Origin of the sequence: Curtobacterium sp. LFS079, assembly GCF_047977865.1 — a bacterium.
Classification (GTDB): Bacteria; Actinomycetota; Actinomycetes; order Actinomycetales; family Micrococcaceae; genus Arthrobacter.
In genome coordinates this window covers 248,090-271,855 of the sequence record NZ_JBFPFO010000004.1, presented here as the reverse complement: position 1 = coordinate 271,855, position 23,766 = coordinate 248,090, and the positions used below count along the sequence as shown (strand labels likewise).

Below are 23,766 nucleotides of genomic sequence, written 5' to 3'. Positions count from 1 at the left end.
GTAGCCCAACTACGCAAACAGCCCCACCCTGAACGCTCGCCCCCGAAAGGAAATGCCGTGAAAATCATTGCCGCGGAAGTCTTCGTGACAAGCCCCACCCGCAACTTCGTCACCCTCCGAATCACCACCGAGGACGGCGTCGTCGGTATCGGCGATGCCACGCTGAACGGCCGTGAGCTCGCCGTCGCCGCGTACCTCAAGGAACACGTCGCCCAGCTGCTGATCGGCAAGGACCCGCACCGCATCGAGGACACCTGGCAGTTCCTGTACCGGTCCGCGTACTGGCGGCGCGGCCCCGTGACCATGGCGGCGATTGCCGCCGTCGACATGGCGTTGTGGGACATCAAGGGCAAGGTGGCCGGCCTGCCGGTCTACCAGCTCCTGGGCGGGGCTTCGCGCAACGGGCTGCGCGCCTACGGCCACGCATCGGGTTCGGACATTCCGTCCCTGTTCGACTCCGTCCGGGAGCACTTGGAACTGGGCTACAAGTCGATCCGGATCCAGACCGCAATTCCGGGCATCAAAGCCGTGTACGGGGTGGCCGCGCAGGCGCAGGCCTCCGGCGAACGCTACGACTACGAGCCCGCGGGCCGCGGCGCGTTCCCGCAGGAAGAGGACTGGGACACCCGCGCGTACTTGCGCCATTTACCGACCGTTTTCGAAGCAGTGCGCAACGAATTCGGCCCGGAAATCCCGCTGCTGCACGACGGCCACCACCGCATGACCCCGATCCAGGCCGCCAAGCTCGGCAAAGCCCTGGAACCCTACGACCTGTTCTGGCTCGAGGACTGCACCCCGGCCGAAAACCAGGAAGGCCTGCGCCTGGTCCGTCAACACACCACCACCCCGCTGGCCATCGGGGAGATCTTCAACACCGTCTACGACTTCCAGACCCTCATCAAGGAACAACTGATCGACTACGTCAGGGCGGCATCCACGCATTTCGGCGGCATCTCGCCGTTGAAGAAGGTCATGGACTTCGCCGCGCAGTACCAGATCAAGTCCGGCTTCCACGGCCCCACCGACATTTCCCCGGTCGGTTTCGCCGCGCAGCTGCACGTGGGCCTGGCCATCCACAACTACGGCATCCAGGAATACATGCAGCACTCGGACAAGACCAACACGGTCTTCGAGCAATCCATGACGTTCAAGGACGGCTACTTGCACCCCGGCGACAAGCCAGGCCTCGGCGTCGAATTCAACGAGGAAGCAGCCAACTCCTTCCCGTACCAGCAGGCATACCTGCCCTACAACCGGCTCGTGGACGGCACCGTTCATGACTGGTGAGGCGAACCTGGCCGGAAACGCCCGCCACCACGTAGTGGTGATGGGCGTCTCCGGCTGCGGGAAGAGCACTGTGGGCGAGGCCCTCGCCGAGGCGATCGGCGCAAAGTTCCTCGACGGCGATACCCTGCATCCGGCGTCGAACATTGCCAAAATGGCGGCAGGCACGCCCCTGGACGACGGCGACCGGGAGCCCTGGCTTGCCGAGGTCGGCCGGCTCTTCGCGGCTGCGCCCGACGCCGGACTGGTCATTGCATGCTCGGCCCTGAAACGGGCATACCGGGACATCATTCGTTCGGAAGACCCAACCGTGGTGTTCGTGCACTTGGAAGGCAGCCCGGAGCTGCTTTTGGAGCGCATGAACTCCCGGCCCGGCCACTTCATGCCGTCGTCGCTCCTGGATTCCCAAATGGCGACCTTGGAGCCGTTGGGAGCGGATGAATTCGGGTTTGTTATGAATATCGCGTCGAGTGTTGACGAAATCGTCACCGAGGCGGCGGCCGGCTTGCTACTTCGAGTCTGACCGCTCGAGGTGTGCCGGACGACCACAAGCGGTCTGACACGGGCACGGCTATCCGACATACATACAAGAGTGCTGCTCAACCACATCGGTGACGAATTGATGCGGGAGCCGCGGTCGCAGCCTCTTGGAATCGCTACGATGCCGACTTACGACCGACGCCGGAATACGGACTTTGCCGCATCGATTAGCGCTTGGCTTGAGGCAGCAGGCGACGATCCTGTGTAGATACATCGCCGGATGAATCACTTTGGGACTCTGCCGCCCGTTGATGCAGCCTTGGCAAGGTCTCTTGGCGGCAGGGATCTTTTCGAGGCATCGAACTCAAGTCCAAGCACGGTGTTCGAAAGCATGACTGCGCGGTCGGACAAGATCTCCAGTTCCTTGTCATCGCATTCGGGCGACGCCCATCGGGTGGCGCCTTCGAGAATGGTCATGACTATTTTGACCCGGTCCTCCGCTTGCGGATACCCCATGTCAGCGGCCGCGGCGACGTACATGTTCTGGTAAAGGTTCACCCAGTCATCGACCTGGGCACGCAGGTCTGCCGGAAGGATGCCCGCCATTCTGTCCGTAGCAACCAGCAGATCCCACAAGTTGCTCTCCGGGAGTCGCACCTGGCGGGTGAAATGGAGCCTCACCATGGCCTCCCAGAAATCCTCTGCCGAGGTCGCTTGGCCGACGGCGTCGAGGAGGGCGACGCCGAAGCGGTGGAAATGCCAGCGGAGTGACTCGGCCACAATTTCGTCCCGGCCGGCCGGGAAGTGTGAGTAAAGGCTTGGGGGCTTGATGTTGACGGCATTCGCGATGGTTCTCATGGACACCGAGCTGAAGCCGTTCGTGATGGCGAGCTCAAGGAAAGCCTCGAGAATGTGCCGGCGCGAGGCTCCCTGCCCCGCCCAATCCCATTCCTCGAGGCGGTGCGCGAAAGCGTCGCGTGCAGTCTCGTAGGACGTACCACTCATGACTCGACCCTAACAAGGAAATAACGGGGCAAGAACTCTTTGCTAACGATCATTAGTTAGGTATTCTGAAGGTGGAGCGAAGAAGCACCCGCTTGGAGCGCCTCAGGGAACTGACGGGAGTAGAACATGGTCACCGAAAATTCGAGCCTGGGGGCCAGCCGAAGCAACATCATCCTTGGAAGCGGCCTTTCCGGCATGGTCGCCGCTTACATCAATGCCAGGGCCTTGGAAGACAATGCGTCCCAAGACGAGACCTGGCAGGCTCAGCAGGCCTTCCGTCCCCGGACCCGGGGTAGGCGCGCCCGCCGCGCTGCCTCCCATGGCGGCGGTACCGCCGTCGCCTCCTAAAACTTTTCCAGTCCTCAAGAAAGATCGCTCCAATGGCCTCCGCCGAAGTACTGTCCCCTTGGCCGTACGAATCGCTGCAGCAGACGGATCGTGTTCGTGAGTTGTTCCTCATGCAGCCGCACGCCGATCTCTCGGGAATCCGTCCGATCGTGGCGCGCTCCTGGTATCGCAGCCGCGCCGCGGGAGTCGACGCCGTGGCAGACCGTGGATTCTTCGACGAAGGACGCGTGGATGAGTACACGATCCACGCTGCTGGTCCGCATCTTCAAAAGCTGGACGAAGTTGCGGCCGATCTGGGCGGATATGTCAGCCTCACGGCACCTAACGGCGTCCTTGTGAAGGCCAACTTCCTGCGTGACGACGGCTTTCCCGCGGGATATTCGCTGCTGGAAGAAAGCTGCGGCAGCAACGGTGAAGGATTGGCACTGGAAGAAGGACGTGGTGTCTGGCTGGCCCCTGAGGAACACTTCCGTGAGGACATGCGTGGAAACTGGTGCTTCGCTTCACTGGTCCGGGATCCGTTTCACAACCGTGTGCGGGCCGTCATTGGACTGACTCTTCCCGCAAACAGAGTGTCAACAATTGAACCGTCCTCAACGCTGCTGATGCTTGAGGGCGTAGCATCCCGAATTGAACGGGACATCGAGGTTCGGACGTCTTCAAGGGAACGCGCCCTGCTGAGCGAATACCTTCGCATTTCCCGGAGGAGGGGCAACCGCGCCGTTATTGCGTTGGACGGCAAGAACTCGCTCATGAACGCGTCGGCGACCGCTTCGTTGGAGGATGGCGACTTTTCGATCCTGTCGGGATACGCCAATGCGGTGATGTCCTCGGGGCGGGACCTGAATTGTGAGGTAATGCTTCAGGGGCCGGGACTGTCCACCCTGGAAGTCTCACCCGTTACATTGTCCGCCGCGAACGTCGGGGCAATTGTTGTCGTCCGGCCACATTCTCCGTCCAAGGACCGTGGGGCAGAGACCAAGAGCTTGACGCAGCAGCCGGAGACCTCCCTGCAAGGGACGGCCGACCGCTTGATGAAGCACTTGGACGGAACGAGTACCGAATTCAAGCGCACCCTGAACCTGGCCCGGAAAGCTGTGGACCAGGATCGCTCGGTAGTGATGATTGGCGAACTCGGCAGCGGAAAACGCCGGCTCGCGAGCGCCATCGCCAATTTGCGTGGCGGGCAAATCGTGGTCGATGCCAGGAGCGGAGCGCTCAAGGTTCCGCAATTCCGGGATGTTCTTCATCGCGTGACCACGGAGCTGCCATCAACACTGATCATCGAACATGCTGACGAACTTTCGCAGAACGAAGCCGGTGAAATCGCCAAAAGCCTTCGGGGCAACGCGTCCACCAAACTGATCTTCACGATCACACGTCCCACGGACGCCACCCTCCTGCTGTCCGAGGCATTCGACGTGCTTGAAATCTCCGTGGCCCCCCTGCGGAACAGGAGGGAAGACATCCCGCAGCTGGCGAACGCGATTGCCGGGGAGCTGGGGGAGCGCAGGCTGTCCCGCAGGCTTCTCACCACACTGACAAACTCTGATTGGCCGCGGAACATCGATCAGCTGCGGGCTGTCGTCTCCAACGCTGTGGAGCGGGCAGAAGGCACCGAAGTGACCGTGGACGACCTTCCTCAGGGATTCCACAGGGCCCTGACCAAGGGTCGCCTCTCAAGGCTGGAGGACGCGGAGCTCAGCGAACTCCGCAGCGCACTCCAGGAAGCGAACGGCAACCGCAGCCTGGCCGCCGAGACGCTCCAGATTGGCCGGTCGACGCTCTACCGGCGAATGGACTACTTCCGCAGTCGGGGGTTTGACCTCTAAGTTCACTGTCCGTCAAGTTCACTGTCCGACCAATGGGGCCGGCTATCCCGGATGGCCGGCCCATTGTGCTGCCCGGACGGGGGCCGCAGCGGGGGCCGCAGCTGTCCGGCACAGTGTCCCAGCGGGTGTCTCGATCTGGTACGGATAGGGCTTCCGATAACGCGTTGTACTTGAAATCACCCGAACACCGGCACCCTCCCCGGAGTGCTTGGCAGCGAACGAGGGTACGACACGAACAGGACGACGACTATGACCCGCGATGCCCAGGGAACCATTCTTGTGGCCCCTCACCATTTCCCGAACCTGGACCGTGAGCATGCGCTTGCGGAGGAGTTCGGTTACAAACTCAACCCCGCGGCCGACAGCGACGCCTTCCGCGCGGGCCTTCCTGAAGCCGACATTGTGATGATCACTCCCTACGCGCGGCTCACCGCTGAGGACTTTCCGGTCATGGCAAAGTGCCGGGCAGTCATCCGCTACGGCATCGGCTACGACAATATTGATGTAGCCGCCGCTACCGGCGCGGGCATTCCGGTGTCGATTGTTCCGGGCACTGCTTCGGAAGAAGTCGCCTCGCATGCGTTTGCTATGGGCCTCGCCCTCGCCCGCCGCTTGCCGGCTGGAGACGCTTCGATCCGCGACCACGGTTGGGCCGGGACCATCGGCTATGACACCCCCGTGCTTTCGCAACTCGAGGTGGGAGTCCTCGGCATGGGACGCATCGGGCAGCATGTTGCGCGTATGTACGAGGCTGTCGGAGCCCGGGTACGGGCCTACGACCCGTTCGTCACGGAGAGCTTCGTGGAACTCGCAGGACTGGAAGACATCCTGGAAAACTCCGACGTCGTGTCACTGCACCTGCCGCTGAACGATGACACCGCAAATCTCATCTCGGGCGAGGTGCTGGCGAAAATGCGCAAGGGTGCGGTGGTGGTCAACGTGTCGCGGGGCGGCCTTATCGACGAGGCCCCGCTCGCGGCGGCGTTGAAGGCCGGGCACATCGCCGGGGCCGGCATTGACACCTTTGCCCAGGAGCCGCTCGGTCCCGACCACCCACTTCGTTCGGCCCCCAACACCATCCTCACCCCCCACATCGCCTGGCGGTCAAACCGTGCGACGGCGGCATTGCAGGACGGTGCCGTGGAGCGGGTACGGCTGGCGCTCACCGGGCAGCCGCTGATCGATCTTGTGAACTGAAAAGACTGGAGAACCACGAAATTGGGAACGAACAATAATCTGGAGCAGCTCGCAGAGCACCAGTTGACGGAAGACCCGCACGTGCGCCGTGGCCCCCGGGGCTTCCCGTTGCTGCCGGGCGGCTACGGACGGTCGACCTACTACACGGGTGCGCCGAGCCCCTACGCGATCCGCGGCGAGGGCTACCGGGTCTGGGACGACCGGGGCCGCGAACTGATTGACGCCAACAACAACTTCACCTCGCTGATTCACGGCAACGCGCATCCCGAAATCACCGAAGCGGCGACAAAGGCACTGACATCCGGAGCCAGCTGGGGCATCCCCAACCTTTACGAGTGGGACCTGGCCGAACTGTTGCTTTCCCGCGTACCGGACCTCGACCAAGTGCGTTTCGCCAACTCCGGCACCGAGGCTGTGATGTCCGCGATCCGCATTGCGCGGGCGAGTACCGGCCGTGAGCGCGTCATAGTCACCAAGGGCGGCTACCACGGAACGTCCGAGGTCGCATTGGTACCCGGCGGCCCCGCGTACACACGCGGACTGACCCGTGGCGTCATCGATGACGTTACTGCAGTACCGCTGAACGACGTCGAATTCTTGCGTCAGACGGTCGAAGCCGCACCGGACGCATATGCCGCGATCATCCTCGACTTGCTGCCTAACCGGGCAGGTTTGCTCAGCATCACCGAGGAGTTCGTCCGTGGAGCCCGTGAGCTCGCGACCCGCTACGGAATTGTACTCATCATTGACGAGGTCATCAGCCTCAGGCTCGGATACAGCGGCCTTAGCGGCGAATACGGCGTCTCGCCCGATCTGCTCACCACCGGCAAGCTGATTGGTGGGGGATTCCCTGTCGGTGCCGTGCTTGGCAAGGCCGAACTCATGGCCGAAGTGGACCCGACGCGCCCCGGCAGCCTTCCTCACGGCGGCACATTCTCAGGCAACCCGGTAAGCATGGCTGCCGGCGCCGTCGCCCTGCGACTGTACCCGGAGGACGAAGTTCAGCGTCTGAATGAATTGGGTGACAGGACCCGCGAGACGGTGAACGCCCGCGTCGCTGAAGCAGGCTGGGAAATCCGGGGACGTGGCTCGCTGCTCCGCGCAGTTCCTGCCGGCGCTGAAAAGGTCAGCGAGGAGATCCAGAACCGACTGTGGTGGGCGACGTATGCGCGTGGCTTGCTTGGCTCCCCGGCCAACCTGCTTTCCCTCTCGACACCGATGGACGAGAAGGTGGCGGCGGACATCGCGGACCGGCTTGCCGATGCCGTACGTGCGGTCGCCGGCCAAGCTCCGGGAAACAACGAAGGGAACCAGGCATGAAGATCGTTTCCTACGAACACGAATCCGGAGTCAGGGGAGGAGTCCTCGCGGAGGATTCTGTCTATGACCTGGAACTTCTCCTCCAGGGATCGACCGAAGCCGTCCATGGGGCAACTGCCTCCGTCCGCGAATTCCTTGAACTCTACGGTGACCGGATCGCGGCGATCTCCGCTGAAGTAGGCAGCCTCGTCGGGGAAGACCCTGTGGCCCGCGTGGGTGCGCGGTCCGAGGTCCGTCTCACCGCCCCGGTGACGGACCCGGCGAAGGTGCTCTGCATCGGGCTCAACTACAAGGATCACGTGGCCGAAACCGGGCGGGCGTTCCCCGAGTACCCGGATGTCTTCGCGAAATTCGCCTCCACCATGATCGGTCCCGAGGATGAGATCGGTGGTGCGCGGGTCAGCGACAATCTCGACTTCGAAGGTGAGCTGGCTGTTGTGATCGGGCGCTCCGCAAGCGGGGTGACGGAAGACGAAGCCCTCCGGTACGTCGCTGGCCTTGCCCCGTTGAACGACGTCACGGCACGCGATCTCCAATACCGGGGAACCCAGTGGCTCGCCGGCAAGGCAGTGGATGGCTCAACACCGTGGGGTCCGGCGATGGTGACGCTCGACGAGGCGGGCGACCCGCAGGCACTCGACTTGGTGACCCGTGTGAACGGCAATGAGGTTCAGCGCTCCAACACGAGCTACCAGATCTTCCCGATCGCCCGCATCGTCTCCTACCTTTCGAGCTTCCTCACGCTTGAACCGGGCGACGTCATCGCGACGGGCACCCCCCAAGGCATCGGTGCAAAGCGGAATCCGCCCGTCTGGCTTGAACCAGGCGACACGGTGGAAATCGACATCGAAAAAGTCGGGCTCCTTCGCAACCGTGTCGGCAAGCCCCAGTCCTAAGCAAGCCCCAGTCCTAAGTCCCTGCAAGCCCTACGAAAGTAACGAAGACTCATGAGTGAAGTTCAAGTACAACCAGGTGAGGCGCGGTACCGGATCGCCGTCGATACGGGCGGCACGTTCACGGACGTGGTGGTCGACTCGAGTACCGGTGACATGGCGGTCGGCAAGGCCCTGACCACCTACGACCGCGTCTTCACCGGCTTTGAAGCCTCAGTCCGGCGGGCTGCCGAATCAGTCGGATGGAGCGGCGACGATGTCCTGCGCAACGCAGACGTGATCGTCTACGGCACCACCCACGCCACCAACGCGGTGCTGACCGGCAAAGTCGCCAAGACGGCGCTGCTGACCACCGAAGGCTTTGCCGACACCCTGTTGCTGCGCGAAGGCGGGCGCCGCGACGCGTTCGACTCCAAAGCCGCCTACCCGCCGCCCTACATCCCGCGACACCTGACGTTCGAGATCCGGGAACGGATCTCCGCGGAAGGCGACGTTCTTGTCCCGCTCGATGAAGAGCAGGTCCGCGGGGTCCTTGAGTCCTTCAAGGATCAAGGAATCGAGGCGGTGGCTGTCTCGTTCCTCTGGTCGATCATCAACGATGTCCACGAACGCCGGATCGCGGAACTCGTCAAGGAAATCCTTCCCGGTGTTCCATACACGCTCTCCAATGAAGCCAACCCCACTATCCGGGAATACCGCCGCTCCTCGGCTGCCTCCATCGACGCTTCCTTGAAGCCCCTGATGGCCGACCACCTGGGCAAGCTCCGCTCTGACCTTGAAGAGTTCGGCTTCGCCGGTGACCTGCTGGTGGTCACCTCCGAGGGTGCCGTGCTGGACGTCGTCGATGTCCTGGACCGCCCCGTGCTGCTGTTGAACTCCGGCCCCTCGATGGCGCCGCTCGTCGGCGCAGCGGCCGCTCCCGACCGCGACACCGTAGTGGTCTGCGACATGGGCGGCACCACGTTCGACGTGTCCCTTGTCGAAGAAGGCGTCGTCCGCCACACCAGGGAAGCCTGGCTCGGGGAACCTTTCGTCGGGCACCTGACCGGTCTTTCATCAGTCGCGGTCTCCAGCATCGGCGCCGGCGGCGGAAGCATCGCGTGGATCGACGGCGGTGGCTTGCTTCGGGTGGGCCCGCAGAGCGCACGCAGCACGCCGGGTCCCGCGGCTTACGGCCGTGGCGGCGAGGAACCCACGGTCACCGACGCCTGCGTGGCACTGGGCTACCTCGATACCGAAGGCTTCGAAGGTGGATTCACGCTTGACCGCGAGGCAGCGATCCGGGCCATCGACACGCGAATCGCCGGACCGCTGAACATGGACACCCTCCAAGCGGCGCAGGCCATCCTTGATGTCTCTGCCAACCACATGGCCACTGCGATCCGCCAGGCCGCGCTCGAACAGGGCGTTGACCCCCGCGGTGCACTGATCGTCGCCGGCGGCGGCGCCGGCGCCATGGTGGCAGCCGCCATCGGCGTGCTCCTTGAGGCCGATACGGTGCTCATCCCCGCGACTGCCGGTGTCCTGGCCGCGTACGGTGCCCACCGGGCGCCCATCGCGACGGAATTCCTCTCTCCGCTTCACAACGACACCCGCAGTTTCGACGCCGGTTCGGCAGGCCGCGCCGTCGAGGACCTGAAGGCCAAAGCGAAAGTCTTCGCCGAGCGCTTCAGCGGTGTCGGTGACGCACCCAATGTCACCTACTTCGTCGACGCCCGCTACCCCGGACAGGCCTGGGACCTGCGCGTCTACCTGAACGAAGCCCCCGACGCCGCCGGCAACGCGGCAGCCGTGATCGAGCGGGCCTTCCACGAGGAACACGACCGCCGGAACGGCACGCACGATCCCGAAAGCCGCGTGGAGGTCATCACCTGGGGCGTACGCGTGGAGATCCCGCGCCCGGAACACGCCAAGTCCGAGAGCGGACTCAGTCGCACCGGCGAAGTCCACCGGACCGATTCCATCGTCTTCGGCGGCGAGAGCTTCAGCACGCAGCGGTACCGCGGTGTCACGCTCGCGCCACGGGACAAGATCCTCGGGCCGGCTGTCATCGACCAGCCCACGACCACCATTGTCGTCCCGCCGGAATGGAACGCGACACTCGACGAACGATCCAACATCTACCTCACCCGTAAGGAGGCATAACCGTGGCGCGCGAATTCGATCCCGTAAAGCTCTCGGTACTTGCCAATGCATTCGACGGCATCGTCCGTGAAATGACCAGCGGCCTGCTGCGTTCGGCACGTTCCTCTGTCATCAACACGGCACGTGACTTCTCCTGCGCCGTGCTGACGGCAGACAACCAGTTGCTCGCTGCAGCGGAAGGCGTACCCGTACACGTCTTCGGTGCCGGCCCCCTCGGCGAAGACATGGTGGCGCTGCACGACGACATCCGCGAAGGCGATGCCTTCCTGCACAACGACCCGTACATGGGCAACTCGCACGCCGCGGACCACGTCATCCTGGTGCCCATCTTCATCCAAGGCCGGCACCTCTTCACCGCCGTGACCAAAGCCCACCAGGCGGACTGCGGCAACTCGCTTCCCACCACGTTCTTCGCCACCGCGCGGGACGTCTACGAGGAAGGTGCGTTGATCTTCCCCTGCGTGCGGATCCAGCGTGACTACACGGACATCGACGACATCATCCGCATGTGCCGGTCGCGGATCCGCGTACCTGACCAGTGGTACGGCGACTACCTCGCATCGGTCGGTGCCTCCCGCATCGCCGAACGCCGCATCCACGAACTCGCCGGGAAATTCGGCGTCGATGACCTCGTGGACTTCGTTGATGCCTGGTTCGACTACTCCGAGCGCCTCACCGCCAGCGCCATCGAGACCCTGCCCGAGTACGTCCTGCACGGCACCTCGTCCCATGACCCGTTCCCGGGCACCGGTCCGGACGGCGTACATCTGCAGGCAACCCTCGAGGTCAAGCCCAAGCAGGGCAAGATCGTCATCGACCTCAGGGACAACCCGGACAACCTCCCCAACGGCCTGAACCTCACGAGGGCAACGGCTACCGGCGCAGCCCTGGCAGGCATCCTCTCCGGCATCCCGGAGAACCTGCCGAGCAACGCCGGAACCTTCCGCAGAGTCGAAGTGCTCCTGCGGGACGGCTGCGCTGTCGGCGTGCCGAAGCACCCGTACTCCTGCTCGTCCGGAACCACCAACCTCGCGGACCGCGTCGTGAACATCGTCCAGGCGGCCTTCTCGCAGATCGACGACGGCTACGGCACCGCCGAGGGTGCTGCCGGCCAGGCGCCCGCGAAGTCGGTCATCTCCGGAATCGATGAACGGAACGGCAACGCCTACGTGAACCAGATCCTGGTGGGCGGCGTCGGCGGGCCCGCGACCCCCTACGTTGACGGTTGGCCGACGTACCAGCGGCCCGTATGTGGTGCCCTCCTCTACCACGACAGTGTTGAGGTGGACGAACAGCGGTATCCGATCCTGATCCACGAACGCAGCCTTGTGGCCGACTCCGGCGGAGCCGGCAGGCAGCGTGGCGGACTCGCCACGCGGGTCACGATGGAGCCTCGTGGCGAGAGCGTGACCATCACCTATGGCATCGAGGGCAAGCTGAACCCGCCGAAGGGCGTCCGGGGCGGGCGCGACGGCCAGGCTCCAGCTGCCTGGGTCGAGGACCTCACTACGGGTGAGCACCGCGAGATTCCGGTGGTGGGCCGCTACGACCTGCCGCGTGGAGAAAGGGTGGTTTCCGTAACGCCCGGTGGCGGCGGCTACGGAGACCCGCTTGAGCGTGACGTGCTGGCAGTGCTGGACGATTTCCGTGAGTCCCGGGTATCGCTCGAGGCGGCGGCCGCGGACTACGGTGTCGTTATCACCGGCGATGCCATCGACGAAGAGGCGACAGCAAAAATCCGGCGCGAGCGCCTCGCGGGCTAGCAGTCCCCGCCATCGCTACTGGTTCCGGGGCGGGGTTCGTGCCTCGCCCCGGACTGTTTCAACAACAAATGACGGAGATTCACATGGAACCCATTCGAGTCGGCATTATCGGCGTCGGGAACGTTCTCAATCAATACCTGGACAAGATCGGCGTCCATCCTGACGTCAATGTGGTGGCACTCGCGGACGTCAACGCCGAAGCCGTCAAGAAGCGTGCAGCGGAGTACTTGGTTCCCAAGGCCCTCTCTCCCGAGGAACTGCTGGCAGACGAAGAGGTTGAGCTGGTCCTCAACCTCACCCCGCCGAAGCTGCATGCACCCGTGACGCTCCAAGCCATCGCGGCCGGCAAGCACGTCCTCTCCGAGAAGCCATTTGCTACATCGCTGGAGGAAGCGAAGCAGATCCTGGACGCAGCCCGCGAAGCCGGCCTCAAGGTCGGATCGGCGCCCACCACCTTCCTGGGCTCCGGCATGCAAACCAGCCGCAAGCTCATCGACGACGGCTGGATCGGCCGTCCCGTGGCCGCGTTCGCGTCGTTCGCGTGCCGCGGCTACGAACACTGGCACCCGAACGTGGATCCGTTCTACAGCCCGGGAGCCGGGCCGATGCTGGACATCGGGCCATACCTCATCACCAACCTGGTGAACTTCTTTGGGCCCGTGAAGCGGGTTTCCGCCACGGCGCCCCGCTCCTCGGAGACGCGGCCGCGCCCTGGACACGAGGGCGAAGTCATTGAGATCAAGACCCCCACGCACGTGACCGGCACCATCGACTTCGAGTCCGGAGCCGCCGCCACGGTGATCGTCAGCTGGGACGTCTGGAACCACAACCTGCCCCACCTGGAGATCTATGGGACGGGTGGTTCCTTGGCTGCGCCTAACCCGGACCACTTCTCCGGCGCGCCCGTTCTGCGACGGGGGGAGCCTCGTGACCTCGCCTTGGACATGACCCCTCCGGGCGGTGGCGACTGGCGCGTGACCCCGATCACGCACCGTGACGACGCCTACCGCGGCATCGGCCTGGCCGAGTTCGGCCATGCCATCCGCAACGGGCTGGAACCGCGCACCGGCGGCGACTTCGCCTACCACGTGCTGGAAGTCCTGCTCGCCTTCGAAGCTTCATCGGAACAGGGCCGGCACATCGAGATCGAAAGCACCTGTGAGCGGCCGCGGCCCCTGCCGTCGGTGGGCCCGCAGGAGCCCTACCGGTTCGACTGACACGCCATCACCAACAGCAGCCGACGGCGGTACGCAAGTGCCGCCGTCGGCTGCTGTTTTGTTCTTACGGGCTGATCCGGGCGTCGTATCAAACTGGGACAGAACTTTGCTTCTCCCCGGTGAAAACCTGATGTTCGGGCGAATCGGTTTGCAAGTGCCGACGCACCTACGAATTTAGGAGAACGCATGACAAGCACAGCAGCTGCTGACATCGGCACCGACGTCGACATCAAGAACGTCCGCCGCCGCACTGTCGCGCAAGCGATCGTTGAGTACCTTCAGGTCCAGTACAGCGAACTTGACGGCGAGAGGAGGCGCCTGGTTCCCGGCATGTATGGCATTTTCGGACACGGCAACTCCGTCGGCCTCGCCCAGGGAATCGATGAGTACGGTGTGGACTTCCCCCACTATCAGGGCAAGAACGAGCAGTCGATGGTTCACGCCGCGATCGGTTTTGCCAAGGCTTCCAACCGGGCCGCAACCCTTGCTTGCACGGCATCCGCGGGTCCCGGCTCCACGAACATGATTTCCGGCGCCGCCACCGCAACCACCAACCGCCTTCCGGTACTCCTGTTCCCGGCCGACATCATCAACAACCGGTTCGGCGATCCTGTCCTGCAGCAGATCGAGCACCCGGTTGAGCGGGATGTTTCCGCGAACGACTGCTTCCGCCCCGTGAGCCGGTATTTCGACCGGATCACGCACCCTGCACAGCTGCTGTCCACCCTTCCGGAGGCCATGCGCGTCCTGACCGACCCGGTGGAAACGGGCGCCGTCGTCGTCTGCCTGCCGCAGGACATCCAAGGTGCGGAGTTCGATTTCCCTGAAGCGTTCTTTACGCCGCGGGTTTGGCACATCCGCCGCCGTCCGGCCGTGGAGGACGAGATCCGCGACGCCGCCGGGATCATCCGCAACGCGAAGCGTCCCCTGCTCATCGCTGGCGGCGGCGTCCGCTACTCGAAGGCCCAGGAGGAACTGGCACGCTTCAGTGCCGAGTTCGGCATCCCTGTCTCCGAGACGTACGCCGGCAAGGGAAGCGGCCCGGTCAGCGAACTGAACATGGGCGGCCTGGGCGTCACCGGAACCGTTGGTGCCAATGAGATCGCCGACGGTGCCGACTGTGTGATCACCGTGGGCTCGCGCCTGCAGGACTTCATCACCGCATCGCATTCCCTGTTCCAGAACCCGAAGGTCAGGTTCGTCCATCTCAACGTCAGCTCGTTCGACGCCCACAAGATGGGTTCGTTCCCCGTGGTCGGCGACGCCCGGCTGTCCCTGTCCGCGCTGCGCGAGCGCCTGGCCGCCGGGGGCTACGGCACTTCCGAGGAATTCCGCAGCGACATCGCGGACGCGCAGAAGGCTACCCGGGAGGTCCGCCAGCACGACCTCCAGGCATTCCCCGGCGAGAACATGAGCCAGGCGCAAGTCATTGACGTGCTCAACAAGCAGGCGACCAGTCAGGACGCCCTGATCCTGGGCTCGGGCGGTGTGGTGGAGGGCATCCACAAGGCATGGGATCCGTCGAACGGCGCGGAAATCCACTTTGAGTACGCCAACTCCTGCATGGGCCACGAAATCCCTGCCGGCCTCGGATACCGGCTGGCCCGCCCCGACGCCCCTGGCGACGTCTTCGTACTGATCGGCGATGGCACGTACTTCATGCAGCCGACCGAACTGGTGACGGCTGTCCAGGAACGCCAGAAGATCATCACCATCGTGATCGACAACCGGGGTCACCAGTGCATCTGGCCGCTCCAGGTCTCCAAGGGCGGCCCCGGCCGCGAATTCGGTACCCAATACCGGGAACGCGGCAAGGAGTCCGGTCGCCTGGACGGGGCCGTCCTCGAGTTCGATATCGCTGCCAATGCGGCCAGTATGGGCTGTGCCGCATGGTCCACGACGACGATCGAGGAGTTCTCTGCCGCGCTCACAGAAGCGCGGGAAGTTGAAGGGCCGGCCGTCATCGTCGCCCGCGTGGAACCTTGGCGGTACCTCTCCGGCAACGGCGCCTTCTGGGACGTCGGAGTCCCGATGACCTCCGAGCGCCCGGGCAGCCAGGAAGGTACTGCGAAGCACCTCCAGGGCCGTGCCCGTCAGCGCTACTACGGGGCCACCACCCTACCTGGCACGAACTAAGGGCCACCGGGCGGGATCGTCATCAGGCGGTCCCGCCCGGCCCATTACGGGCATACACCCGATCATTCGATTTTCCGACACAGGAGCATTCACCATGGGCGCATTCGCCGTTATTGACCCGGCCACGGGCACCACCCACGCAGAGTACCCCGCAACCACCGACGCCGAGGTAGAGGCAGGACTCAGCGCTGCCCAGGCCACCTACCAGGAGTGGTCGCGCAAGACCACGGTGGCGGAGCGTGCCGCCTTGGCCCGGAAGCTGGCCGACCTCTTTGTCGAGCGCAAGGACAAACTGGCCGCAATCATCAACCGGGAAATGGGCAAGCCCCTTCACCAAGCAGTAGGCGAAGCCGAGTTCTCCGGCGCAATTGCTTCGGCCTTCGCGCAAAACGCCGAAGAGTGGCTCGCCGATGAGGAACTCGAGGTCGCCGACGGGCTGCGGAGCTTCTTCCGCTACCAGGGCCTCGGCGTCATCCTCGGCATCATGCCCTGGAACTACCCCTACTACCAGGTGGCCCGTTTCGCGATCCCCAACATCATCCTGGGCAACACCGTTATTGTCCGGCACGCAAGCCAGTGCCCCGAGTCGGCTCTCGCCCTGGAGGAGCTCTTCCGCGACGCAGGCTTCCCCGAGGGCGCCTACGTCAACCTCTTCGCCACCCACCAGCAGATCTCGGACATCATTGCAGATGACAGGGTGCAGGGCGTTTCGCTCACCGGCTCGGAGCAGGTAGGCGCAATCGTGGCCGAACAGGCCGGGCGTGCGCTGAAGAAGTGCGTGCTGGAACTCGGCGGCGCGGACGTCTTTCTGGTCCTGGACACCGACGACGTGGACCTTGCCGTGAAGAAGGCCGTCATGGGCCGCATGGGCAACACAGGCCAGTCCTGCAACGGCTCCAAGCGGATCGTTGTGCTGGAGAAGTACTTCGACGAGTTCTCGGAGAAGTTCAAAGCCGAGATTGCCGGCCAGTCCTACGAGAACGGCGATTTCGGTCCGATGTCCTCCGAATCGGCCACCAGGTTCCTGACATCACAGGTTCAGGGCGCGGTCGACCAGGGCGCCGAGATCCTGGTGGGCAACAACCAGCCTCAGGGCAATGTCTTCACCCCGACCGTCCTCACCAACATCACCCCGTCCATGGACGTGTACAGCCAGGAACTCTTCGGCCCTGTCGCACAGCTCTACAAGGTGGGCAGCGACGAGGAAGCGATCAAGCTCGCGAACTCTTCGCCCTACGGCCTTGGTTCCGTGGTGATCTGTGACGACCCCGAGCGGGCTGAGCGCGTCGGAAACCAGCTCGACGTCGGCATGGTGTTCGTGGGCGCCTACGACCTCAGCGGCCCCGATGTTCCCTTCGGCGGCGTGAAGAAGTCCGGCTACGGACGCGAGCTGGGCAAGGTGGGCATGCTTGAGTTCGCCAACAAGAAGTTGTTCCGCTTCGCGAAGTAGGAAATTTCCCACAAGAGGGAGGCCGGATCAGATGATCCGGCCTCCCTTTGGTGTGGGTCAGGAGTCGTGGCGATTACGCCTGGTAGGTCGTGGTGCCGGAAACCTCGGGAACCTCCATCCAATCCCCGGACCCGGCGCTGCGGAGGGAGGCATCCACCAGTTCGGAGGCGGACCAGCCATCAGCCGCCGAGGGGCCAAGCTGCTTGCCTTCGGCCACGGACCGCAGGAAGAGGGCAGCCTCGATCGTCTTGAGGTCATTGAACCCGATTCCGGGGCCAGGGCCGGGCTGGAAGCGTCCGAATTCCCCGAAGGACGGGGGAGTCATGATGGTGCGGTAGCCGCTGCGGTCCGTAGCGAGTTCAAGCTGGTTCATGCGTTCGAAGTTCCAGCGCAGCGAGCCTTCGGTTCCGTACACCTCGATGATGTATTCGGCGTGCGGGCCAATGGCAACCCGGGTGGATTCGAACATGCCGATTGCGCCGCCTTCGAAGCGGGCGAGCATGGCGGTGTAGTCCTCGTTCTCCACCTCGCGCGTGACGTCCGAGGCCTTGCCCATGTCGAAGGAATTGGAGGAGTTGCCCGCAGGCAGCGGCCGGTCCTTGATGAACGTCTCGGTGACGGCGTTCAGCGAGGTGATGCGGCCAACCAGGAACTGCGCAAGGTCGAATCCATGGCTGAGGACATCGCCCAGCACGCCGGACCCCGCCCGGGCCTGCTCATAGCGCCACGTAAAGACCTGGGTGGGGTCCGAGGCATAGCCGGTGAGGAGCCGGATCTGCACGTTGGTGATTCGTCCCAGCGCGCCTGAACGGATGAGCCGCCGGGCTTCAGCAACGGCCGGGGCATGACGGTAGTTGAACCCCACCGAGGTGATCAGCCCCGCAGCCTCTGCACCCTGCGCGATTTCCCGCGATTCCCGGGCGCTGCGTCCCATGGGCTTCTCGATCCAGAAATGCTTGCCGGCTTCGATCGTGGCCAGGGCAATTTCGTGGTGGAGGAAGTTGGGGGAGCAGATCGAAACGACGTCGACGTCAGGGTTCTCCAGAACCTTGCGGTAGTCGGTGGCGGTTTCCTTGTAACCCAGAGCGTCTTCTGCGTGGTGGCGGCCGGCGTCGTCCGGGTCGGCGGCGATCACAAGCTCAGGATGCCGCGGCAGTTCCGGGAAGAACTGTTTGGTGGCCAGGTAGGCGCGTGAGTGCAGGCGGCCCATCCACCCCACCGATATCAGGCCAACCCCGATGCGGTCTTGCTGTTCCAAGTGGACTCCTCTGTGTAGCAACTGGTTTCTCCGAAGTGGTGCCGCACGAGGGGCGGCATCTGTCGTTCAGCCTACGAATGCGGCGGGTGTGTGCTGTGTCTCAATCTGAGACAACCGGGCCTTCCCGCGCGCTGTTTTAGTGGAATGTGACAGCTGGCCACGCTTACTAAAAAGGGAGTTCCATCGACGATGAAGGACCGGAATCGACTGCTTCGTCCTGAGGGCATGCGGGTGCTCATCACCGGTGCCGCCTCCGGAGTCGGGGAAGCCACAGTGAAGCTTTTTGCGGGCAGGGGAGCCACGGTGGCGCTGCTGGGACGCCGCCCGGCTGAACTGCAGCGCGTGGCGGACGAGATCGACGGCGATGCGCACACCGTCGTCGCCGACGTCGCGAACGCCGAATCCGCAGCCAACGGGGTCCGCGGGGCAATCCACGCACTCGGCGGCATCGATGTAGCGGTCAACGCGGCCGGCATCGCGGGCTATGTCCCCCTGGCGGAGCTGAACGAAAACCGCTGGCGTGAAGTGCTGGACACCAACCTTTCCGGAACGTTTTACGTCGCCCGCGAAGCGGGGCTGCACATGCGAAAAGCAGGCGGGGGCGCCATCGTGAACGTTGCCTCGGATCTCGCTTCGATGGGCGTTCCGGGACTGGCGCACTACTGCGCCGCGAAGGCGGGAGTCGTTGGCCTGACCCGGGCGCTTGCCTTGGAACTTGCCCCGGATGTTCGGGTCAACGCCGTCTGCCCCGGCCCCATCGATACACCCATGCTGCGGGCGGGACTGGCGGCTGAAGCCGACCCGGTCGCGGCCCTGCAGCAAAAGGAGGGTTCCGTGCCGCTCAACAGGCTCGCCGACCCCGCGGAAGTAGCTGCGGCCATCTACTTCCTGGCCGTCGAGGGAACCTTCGCCACGGGGACCAGCATGGCGTTCGACGGCGGCACGTCCGCCGCGTAATTGCCCCACCCAAGACCTCACAAGACACCAACAAGCCAAGGAGCTTTGAAAGATATGCCTGAGTCGAACTACAACGATCTCCGCAGCGCACGCTGGTTCGCGCCGCATGACCTCACGGGGTTCGTGCACCGGACAGCCATTCAGGCCGAAGGCTTCTCGCGCTTCGCGATCAAGGACCGGCCGGTCATTGGCATAGCCAACTCCTGGTCGGAACTCGTCAACTGCAACATCCACTTCAAGCTCCTTGCCGATGCGGTAAAGCGTGGTGTCCTGATGGCCGGCGGCCTGCCGCTGGAATTCCCCACGATCTCCCTGGGCGAGAGCCTCATGAAGCCCTCAGCCATGCAGTTCCGGAACCTGATGGCCATGGACGTCGAGGAGTCCATCCGCGCCTACCCGCTGGACGCGATCGTGCTGCTGGGAGGTTGTGACAAGACTGTTCCGGCCCAGCTCATGGGCGCAGCCAGCGCGGACATCCCCACCATCATGCTGACGGGCGGCCCGCAGGAACCGGCCCATTTCCGCGGAAAGCAGCTCGGCGTCGGCACGGACACGTGGAAGTACGCGGACGAACTCAGGGCGGGCAAGATCACCGAGGCCGACTTCGACGAACTCGAATCCGCTGCCAAGCCATCTGCAGGCCACTGCAGTGAAATGGGCACGGCTTCCACCATGACGTCCCTCGTGGAAGCACTCGGCATGTGCCTGCCTGGCAGTGCTTCCATTCCCGCCGTCGACTCGCGCCGCGGGCAGGCCGCAGAAGCCACCGGCCGCCGGGCCGTGGAAATGGCCTTGTCAGGCCCGAAGCCCAGCGAAATCCTGACCAAGGAAGCCTTCGACAATGCCATCACGCTGCTCATGGCCGTGGGTGGTTCGACCAACGCGGTGGTGCACCTCCTGGCGCTCGCCCGCAGGGTCGGCTACGAGCTTCAGTTGGACCGGTTCCACGAGATCTCGCAGCGGACGCCGCGCATCGTCAATGTCCGCCCATCCGGCGAGTACCTGGTGAAACAGTTGTTCGAGGTCGGCGGCATCCCCACGGTGCTGAAGGCACTGGATCCTTTGCTGAACAGGGACGCCGTCACGGTCACCGGTGAGTCCCTTGAAAAGGGCTACCGTTCGGCGCCCGAGCCCGACGGCATCGTCGTCAGTACCCTCGAGGCGCCCTTCGACGCCTCCGGTGGTATCGCCGTCGTCCGTGGTTCGTTGGCACCAAACGGTGCGGTGATCAAGCGCAGCGCAGCCTCCAAGGAACTTTTGCAGCACAAGGGCTCCGCAATCGTCTTCGAGGACATCTACGACCTCGGGCGAAGGATCGACGATCCCGAGCTGGACATCACCGAGGACTCGGTCCTGGTGCTGCGCAACAGCGGACCGGTCGGCGCGCCTGGCATGCCGGAATGGGGAATGCTTCCCATCCCCGAAAAGCTCCTGCGCAAGGGAATCCGGGATGTCGTGAGAATTTCGGACGCGCGCATGAGCGGCACGGCATTCGGGACCACCGTGCTGCATGTTTCCCCGGAGGCCGCCGTGGGAGGTCCGCTCGCGATCGTGCGCGACGGCGACCCGATTGTCTTGGACGTCGAGAACCAGCGCCTTGACCTCGATATCCCGGCGGAGGAAATCGAGAGCCGGCTTGCGGAACTGAAACTTCCCGAGCCGAAGTACCGCCGCGGATACGGCCGCCTTTTCATCGACCATGTAAACCAGGCCGACGAGGGCTGTGACTTCGACTTCCTGAAAGGCCTGCCTGACGAGGAACCTCAGAGGCTGCCCTACGGCCTGATGAGCGGCTGGCAGGGCGGCTGGTAACCAGCATTGCCCAATCACCCACAGACTTGCGGCGGCCCCATGCAGGGGCGGCCGCGGAAGGAGATAACGTGTCACGACCGAAAGTGATTGTGATCGTCCAGGAGGGCCGTCCGGTACCTCCGGTTGAACGTTTGGAAGCGGAAGCCGACGTTGTGGTGGTCCGGACGGCGAACGAATTCCGGGCTGCGCTGCCGGGGGCTCGAATCCTGTTCCTGAACGACTTCCGCACCAACCTCCTGCGCGAAGTAGGCCCCGGGAAGCTGGACTGGATCCACACCTCAAGCATCGGCGTCGACAGCGTCATGACCGACGAAATCGTGAACAGCGACATCGTGGTCAGCAATTCGCGCGGCGTCTGCGAACGGCCCATCGCCGAGTGGGTCCTCGGCGTGTTGCTGATGTTCACCAAGGATCTGCGCCGGACCATCGAGCTGCAGCAGGCACGCACATGGCAGCACCGCGAAACGGAGTCCCTGCTGGGCAGGAAGGTCTTGGTGGTGGGCCCGGGGCCGGTTGGTCGCGAGACGATCCTCCTGCTGAGGGCAGCCGGCATGGACGTGACGGCGGTGGGGCGGTCGGCGAGAGATGACGCGCAGCTCGGTCCCATCTGCGGTTTCGGTGACCTTGACATGCTTCTTGGCGAGGCCGAAGACGTTGTGCTGACGCTGCCGCTCACCGAGGAGACACGCGGCCTGTTCAACGGGCTCCGGTTCAGCAAGATGAGGCCGGGTGCACGGCTCGTCAACGTTGGCCGCGGCGCCGTCGTGGTGGAGCAGGACCTCATTGACGCGATCGACGCAGGACATCTTCGCGGTGCCGCCCTCGACGTCTTTGAACACGAACCCCTGGCCGCCGGGAATCCGCTGTGGAGCCGGAGAAACATCCTCGTCTCGCCGCATGCCTCCGGGGACCTGATTGGCTGGCGGGGTCGGGTGGTGGATTCCTTTGCCCGGAACCTCCGACGATGGAAGGCGAACGAGCCCCTCCACGATGTTGTGGATCTCAAGAAACTCGGGGTGGCCGCACCAGTCCTGGTGACGGACAAACCCTGACTCAGGCCTACCCATGGAATGTGCCGGCGGTAGGGGCTGCGGCGCATTCCATGGGGACCGATGCCTCAAGCTGGTACACTCCCCACACGATCCCCGTCGGTAGTGTGATTCAGCACTCGAAATTTCGCGACGAGGATTCCATGCCAAGGACAATAAGAGGTACGACGAAAACGCCGGCCCATACCCAGGACCACAAGCTCAGCGGCAATATGGGAGTCGGCGAGCTCGTGATGAGCGTGCTCGCATTCTCATCGCCCTTGACTACAGTCGCGGGCTTCATCCCGGTGCTGCTGATGTTCAGCGGCCACACCGCGCCAGGGATTTACATTCTGCTGACGGCAATGCTGCTCATCTTCTCCGTTGGATTCGTCACGATGAGCCAGAGCGTCAAGAACCCCGGTGGTTTCTACTCCTTCGTCACGGCGGGCTTCGGCAAGCCGGCGGGTCTAGGGGGGGCTTTCCTTGCGCTGTTCGGCTACATCTTCATCGGATTCTTCGCGCCGCCGCTGTTCGCAGTAACGCTGCAGTCCTTCGTTGCCAACACCCTTAACGGACCGGAGATCCCGTGGTACGGGTATGCGCTCGCCATCATCGCAGTGACGACGTTTCTCGCCTACCATCGGATCGACCTTTCGGCGAGGGTCTTGACGACCGTGATGCTCCTGGAGTCCACGGTGGTCGTCATCTTCGACATCGTCTCCTTCGCCTCGAGCGGCAGCAACATGGAGCATGGCATCGGCTTCTCCATGCCGTGGCTCGCGGACGCCGGACTGGGACTGGCCCTGCTCTTCGCTGTCGGTAATTTCTTCGGATTCGAAGCCACGGTGATCTACCGCGACGAGGTCAAGAGCCCCGAGCGGACGATCCCGCGGGCAACCTACCTTGCCGTGGCCGGCATCGGGATGTTCTACGCCATCGCGGCCTGGGCCTATATAGCGTTCCTGGGAGCTGACAACACCCAGAGCGCTGCCCAGGACAACACTGTCAACCTGTTCAACGACGCCGCCACAGCGCTGGTCGGAAAGATCTTCGCGGATGCGGGCACGGTGCTTTTGATCACTTCGATTCTGGCGTCAATGCTCTCTGTACAGAACATTGCGGCCCGGTACAGCTTCTCCCTCGCGGCCGACGGGGTGCTGCCCTCGGCCCTTGGGAGGGTACACCCCCGCCATAAGTCCCCTTATGTGTCCGGGCTGGCCGTGGGTCTGATTTGGGGCGTGGCGACCGTGATCTTCACGATCGTGGGCGTGTCCCCGGACAACCTGTATCCCATCGCCAGCGGTAGCGGCAGCTTCGCAGTCTTGCTCTTGATGTTCATCACGAGCTTCGCTGTCCTCGTCTACTTCCTCCGTCGCCGTAGTTTCGCCCCGGAGTCGGTCTGGAAAACCATCGTGGCCCCGATCATCAGCGTCGGCTTCCTTGGCCTCATCACCTACCTGGCGATCACCAACTATCCCGAGCTGATCGGCGGCTCCGCCATCATGACTGCGATCTTCATGACCTTCACTTTTGCCTTGTTCTTTGGCGGCATTGCCTACGCCTTCTTCCTGCGTGCCAAGCGACCGGGAACATATGCGCGCCTGGGCCGGCAAAAGATCGACTGACAAATCCCTTTCC

18 protein-coding genes are annotated in these 23,766 nt (G+C 63.9%); 16 read left to right on the top strand and 2 right to left on the bottom strand.

Annotated elements, in window-relative coordinates; genetic code table 11:
- Positions 1-57 precede the first annotated feature (57 nt).
- Positions 58-1,287 carry a D-mannonate dehydratase ManD gene (gene manD, locus ACNQPB_RS09555; protein ID WP_498751123.1) on the top strand — a complete coding sequence of 410 codons (1,230 nt, stop codon included), beginning with the start codon at positions 58-60 and terminating at the stop codon, positions 1,285-1,287.
- The gene (locus tag ACNQPB_RS09550; RefSeq protein ID WP_498751121.1) at positions 1,277-1,807 is read left to right on the top strand and encodes a gluconokinase; all 531 of its coding nucleotides are present in this window, start codon (positions 1,277-1,279) and stop codon (positions 1,805-1,807) included. Before manD ends, ACNQPB_RS09550 begins: the two co-directional genes overlap by 11 nt.
- 242 nt (positions 1,808-2,049) lie before the next feature.
- Here ACNQPB_RS09550 and ACNQPB_RS09545 read toward each other — a convergent pair whose 3' ends face one another.
- A complete protein-coding gene (locus ACNQPB_RS09545; RefSeq protein ID WP_498751119.1) occupies positions 2,050-2,769 on the bottom strand; it encodes a TetR/AcrR family transcriptional regulator in 720 nt (239 codons plus the stop codon).
- 126 nt (positions 2,770-2,895) lie between these two features.
- On the opposite strand from ACNQPB_RS09545, the gene ACNQPB_RS09540 reads away from it, so the two are divergent.
- The 10 genes from ACNQPB_RS09540 (at position 2,896) to ACNQPB_RS09495 (ending at position 17,070) form a co-directional block, all read left to right on the top strand.
- Positions 2,896-3,117, top strand: coding sequence for a hypothetical protein (locus ACNQPB_RS09540; RefSeq protein WP_498751117.1), 222 nt, complete (start codon positions 2,896-2,898; stop codon positions 3,115-3,117).
- Between the two features lie 32 nt (positions 3,118-3,149).
- Positions 3,150-4,949: a sigma-54-dependent Fis family transcriptional regulator gene (locus ACNQPB_RS09535; RefSeq protein ID WP_498751115.1), complete on the top strand. Its 1,800-nt coding sequence runs from the start codon at positions 3,150-3,152 to the stop codon at positions 4,947-4,949.
- Between the two features lie 249 nt (positions 4,950-5,198).
- Entirely contained in the window at positions 5,199-6,146 is a 948-nt protein-coding gene (locus tag ACNQPB_RS09530) for a C-terminal binding protein (RefSeq protein ID WP_498751113.1), read from the top strand.
- A gap of 21 nt (positions 6,147-6,167) precedes the next feature.
- Positions 6,168-7,466 (top strand): aspartate aminotransferase family protein, encoded by a 1,299-nt coding sequence (locus ACNQPB_RS09525; protein WP_498751111.1) that lies wholly within the window; start codon positions 6,168-6,170, stop codon positions 7,464-7,466.
- A complete protein-coding gene (locus tag ACNQPB_RS09520; RefSeq protein ID WP_498751109.1) occupies positions 7,463-8,362 on the top strand; it encodes a fumarylacetoacetate hydrolase family protein in 900 nt (299 codons plus the stop codon). The genes ACNQPB_RS09525 and ACNQPB_RS09520 overlap by 4 nt, the downstream gene beginning before the upstream one ends.
- 51 nt (positions 8,363-8,413) lie before the next feature.
- Entirely contained in the window at positions 8,414-10,504 is a 2,091-nt protein-coding gene (locus tag ACNQPB_RS09515; RefSeq protein ID WP_498751108.1) for a hydantoinase/oxoprolinase family protein, read from the top strand.
- 2 nt (positions 10,505-10,506) lie between these two features.
- Positions 10,507-12,267, top strand: a complete 1,761-nt coding sequence (locus ACNQPB_RS09510; RefSeq protein WP_498751106.1) for a hydantoinase B/oxoprolinase family protein — start codon at positions 10,507-10,509, stop codon at positions 12,265-12,267.
- 83 nt (positions 12,268-12,350) lie between these two features.
- Positions 12,351-13,484 (top strand): Gfo/Idh/MocA family protein, encoded by a 1,134-nt coding sequence (locus ACNQPB_RS09505; RefSeq protein WP_498751104.1) that lies wholly within the window; start codon positions 12,351-12,353, stop codon positions 13,482-13,484.
- A 186-nt stretch (positions 13,485-13,670) separates the two neighbouring features.
- Complete coding sequence (iolD, locus tag ACNQPB_RS09500; protein WP_498751102.1) at positions 13,671-15,620, top strand: 3D-(3,5/4)-trihydroxycyclohexane-1,2-dione acylhydrolase (decyclizing); 1,950 nt, start codon at positions 13,671-13,673, stop codon at positions 15,618-15,620.
- Between the two features lie 94 nt (positions 15,621-15,714).
- Complete coding sequence (locus ACNQPB_RS09495) at positions 15,715-17,070, top strand: NAD-dependent succinate-semialdehyde dehydrogenase (protein WP_498751101.1); 1,356 nt, start codon at positions 15,715-15,717, stop codon at positions 17,068-17,070.
- Between the two features lie 73 nt (positions 17,071-17,143).
- Here the strand turns inward: ACNQPB_RS09495 and ACNQPB_RS09490 are convergent, their stop codons facing one another.
- Positions 17,144-18,328, bottom strand: a complete 1,185-nt coding sequence (locus ACNQPB_RS09490) for a Gfo/Idh/MocA family protein (RefSeq protein ID WP_498751099.1) — start codon at positions 18,326-18,328, stop codon at positions 17,144-17,146.
- 189 nt (positions 18,329-18,517) lie between these two features.
- Between ACNQPB_RS09490 and ACNQPB_RS09485 the strand changes: the two genes are divergently transcribed.
- The 4 genes from ACNQPB_RS09485 (at position 18,518) to ACNQPB_RS09470 (ending at position 23,753) form a co-directional block, all read left to right on the top strand.
- The gene (locus tag ACNQPB_RS09485) at positions 18,518-19,285 is read left to right on the top strand and encodes an SDR family NAD(P)-dependent oxidoreductase (RefSeq protein WP_498751097.1); all 768 of its coding nucleotides are present in this window, start codon (positions 18,518-18,520) and stop codon (positions 19,283-19,285) included.
- Between the two features lie 54 nt (positions 19,286-19,339).
- Positions 19,340-21,097: an IlvD/Edd family dehydratase gene (locus ACNQPB_RS09480; protein ID WP_498751096.1), complete on the top strand. Its 1,758-nt coding sequence runs from the start codon at positions 19,340-19,342 to the stop codon at positions 21,095-21,097.
- Positions 21,098-21,165: 68 nt separating this feature from the next.
- Positions 21,166-22,149, top strand: a complete 984-nt coding sequence (locus tag ACNQPB_RS09475; RefSeq protein WP_498751094.1) for a D-2-hydroxyacid dehydrogenase — start codon at positions 21,166-21,168, stop codon at positions 22,147-22,149.
- Between the two features lie 140 nt (positions 22,150-22,289).
- The gene (locus ACNQPB_RS09470) at positions 22,290-23,753 is read left to right on the top strand and encodes an APC family permease (protein WP_498751092.1); all 1,464 of its coding nucleotides are present in this window, start codon (positions 22,290-22,292) and stop codon (positions 23,751-23,753) included.
- Positions 23,754-23,766 lie beyond the last annotated feature (13 nt).

Bases quoted from the DNA above. Each gene is read 5' to 3' on its own strand.
- ACNQPB_RS09520 (WP_498751109.1), top strand. From the start codon at position 7,463: ATGAAGATCGTTTCCTACGAACACGAATCCGGAGTCAGGGGAGGAGTC.
- ACNQPB_RS09470 (WP_498751092.1), top strand. From the start codon at position 22,290: ATGCCAAGGACAATAAGAGGTACGACGAAAACGCCGGCCCATACCCAG.
- ACNQPB_RS09515 (WP_498751108.1), top strand. From the start codon at position 8,414: ATGAGTGAAGTTCAAGTACAACCAGGTGAGGCGCGGTACCGGATCGCC.
- ACNQPB_RS09535 (WP_498751115.1), top strand. From the start codon at position 3,150: ATGGCCTCCGCCGAAGTACTGTCCCCTTGGCCGTACGAATCGCTGCAG.
- ACNQPB_RS09485 (WP_498751097.1), top strand. From the start codon at position 18,518: ATGAAGGACCGGAATCGACTGCTTCGTCCTGAGGGCATGCGGGTGCTC.
- iolD (WP_498751102.1), top strand. From the start codon at position 13,671: ATGACAAGCACAGCAGCTGCTGACATCGGCACCGACGTCGACATCAAG.
- ACNQPB_RS09545 (WP_498751119.1), bottom strand. From the start codon at position 2,769: ATGAGTGGTACGTCCTACGAGACTGCACGCGACGCTTTCGCGCACCGC.
- ACNQPB_RS09550 (WP_498751121.1), top strand. From the start codon at position 1,277: ATGACTGGTGAGGCGAACCTGGCCGGAAACGCCCGCCACCACGTAGTG.
- ACNQPB_RS09495 (WP_498751101.1), top strand. From the start codon at position 15,715: ATGGGCGCATTCGCCGTTATTGACCCGGCCACGGGCACCACCCACGCA.
- ACNQPB_RS09480 (WP_498751096.1), top strand. From the start codon at position 19,340: ATGCCTGAGTCGAACTACAACGATCTCCGCAGCGCACGCTGGTTCGCG.
- ACNQPB_RS09530 (WP_498751113.1), top strand. From the start codon at position 5,199: ATGACCCGCGATGCCCAGGGAACCATTCTTGTGGCCCCTCACCATTTC.
- ACNQPB_RS09540 (WP_498751117.1), top strand. From the start codon at position 2,896: ATGGTCACCGAAAATTCGAGCCTGGGGGCCAGCCGAAGCAACATCATC.
- ACNQPB_RS09505 (WP_498751104.1), top strand. From the start codon at position 12,351: ATGGAACCCATTCGAGTCGGCATTATCGGCGTCGGGAACGTTCTCAAT.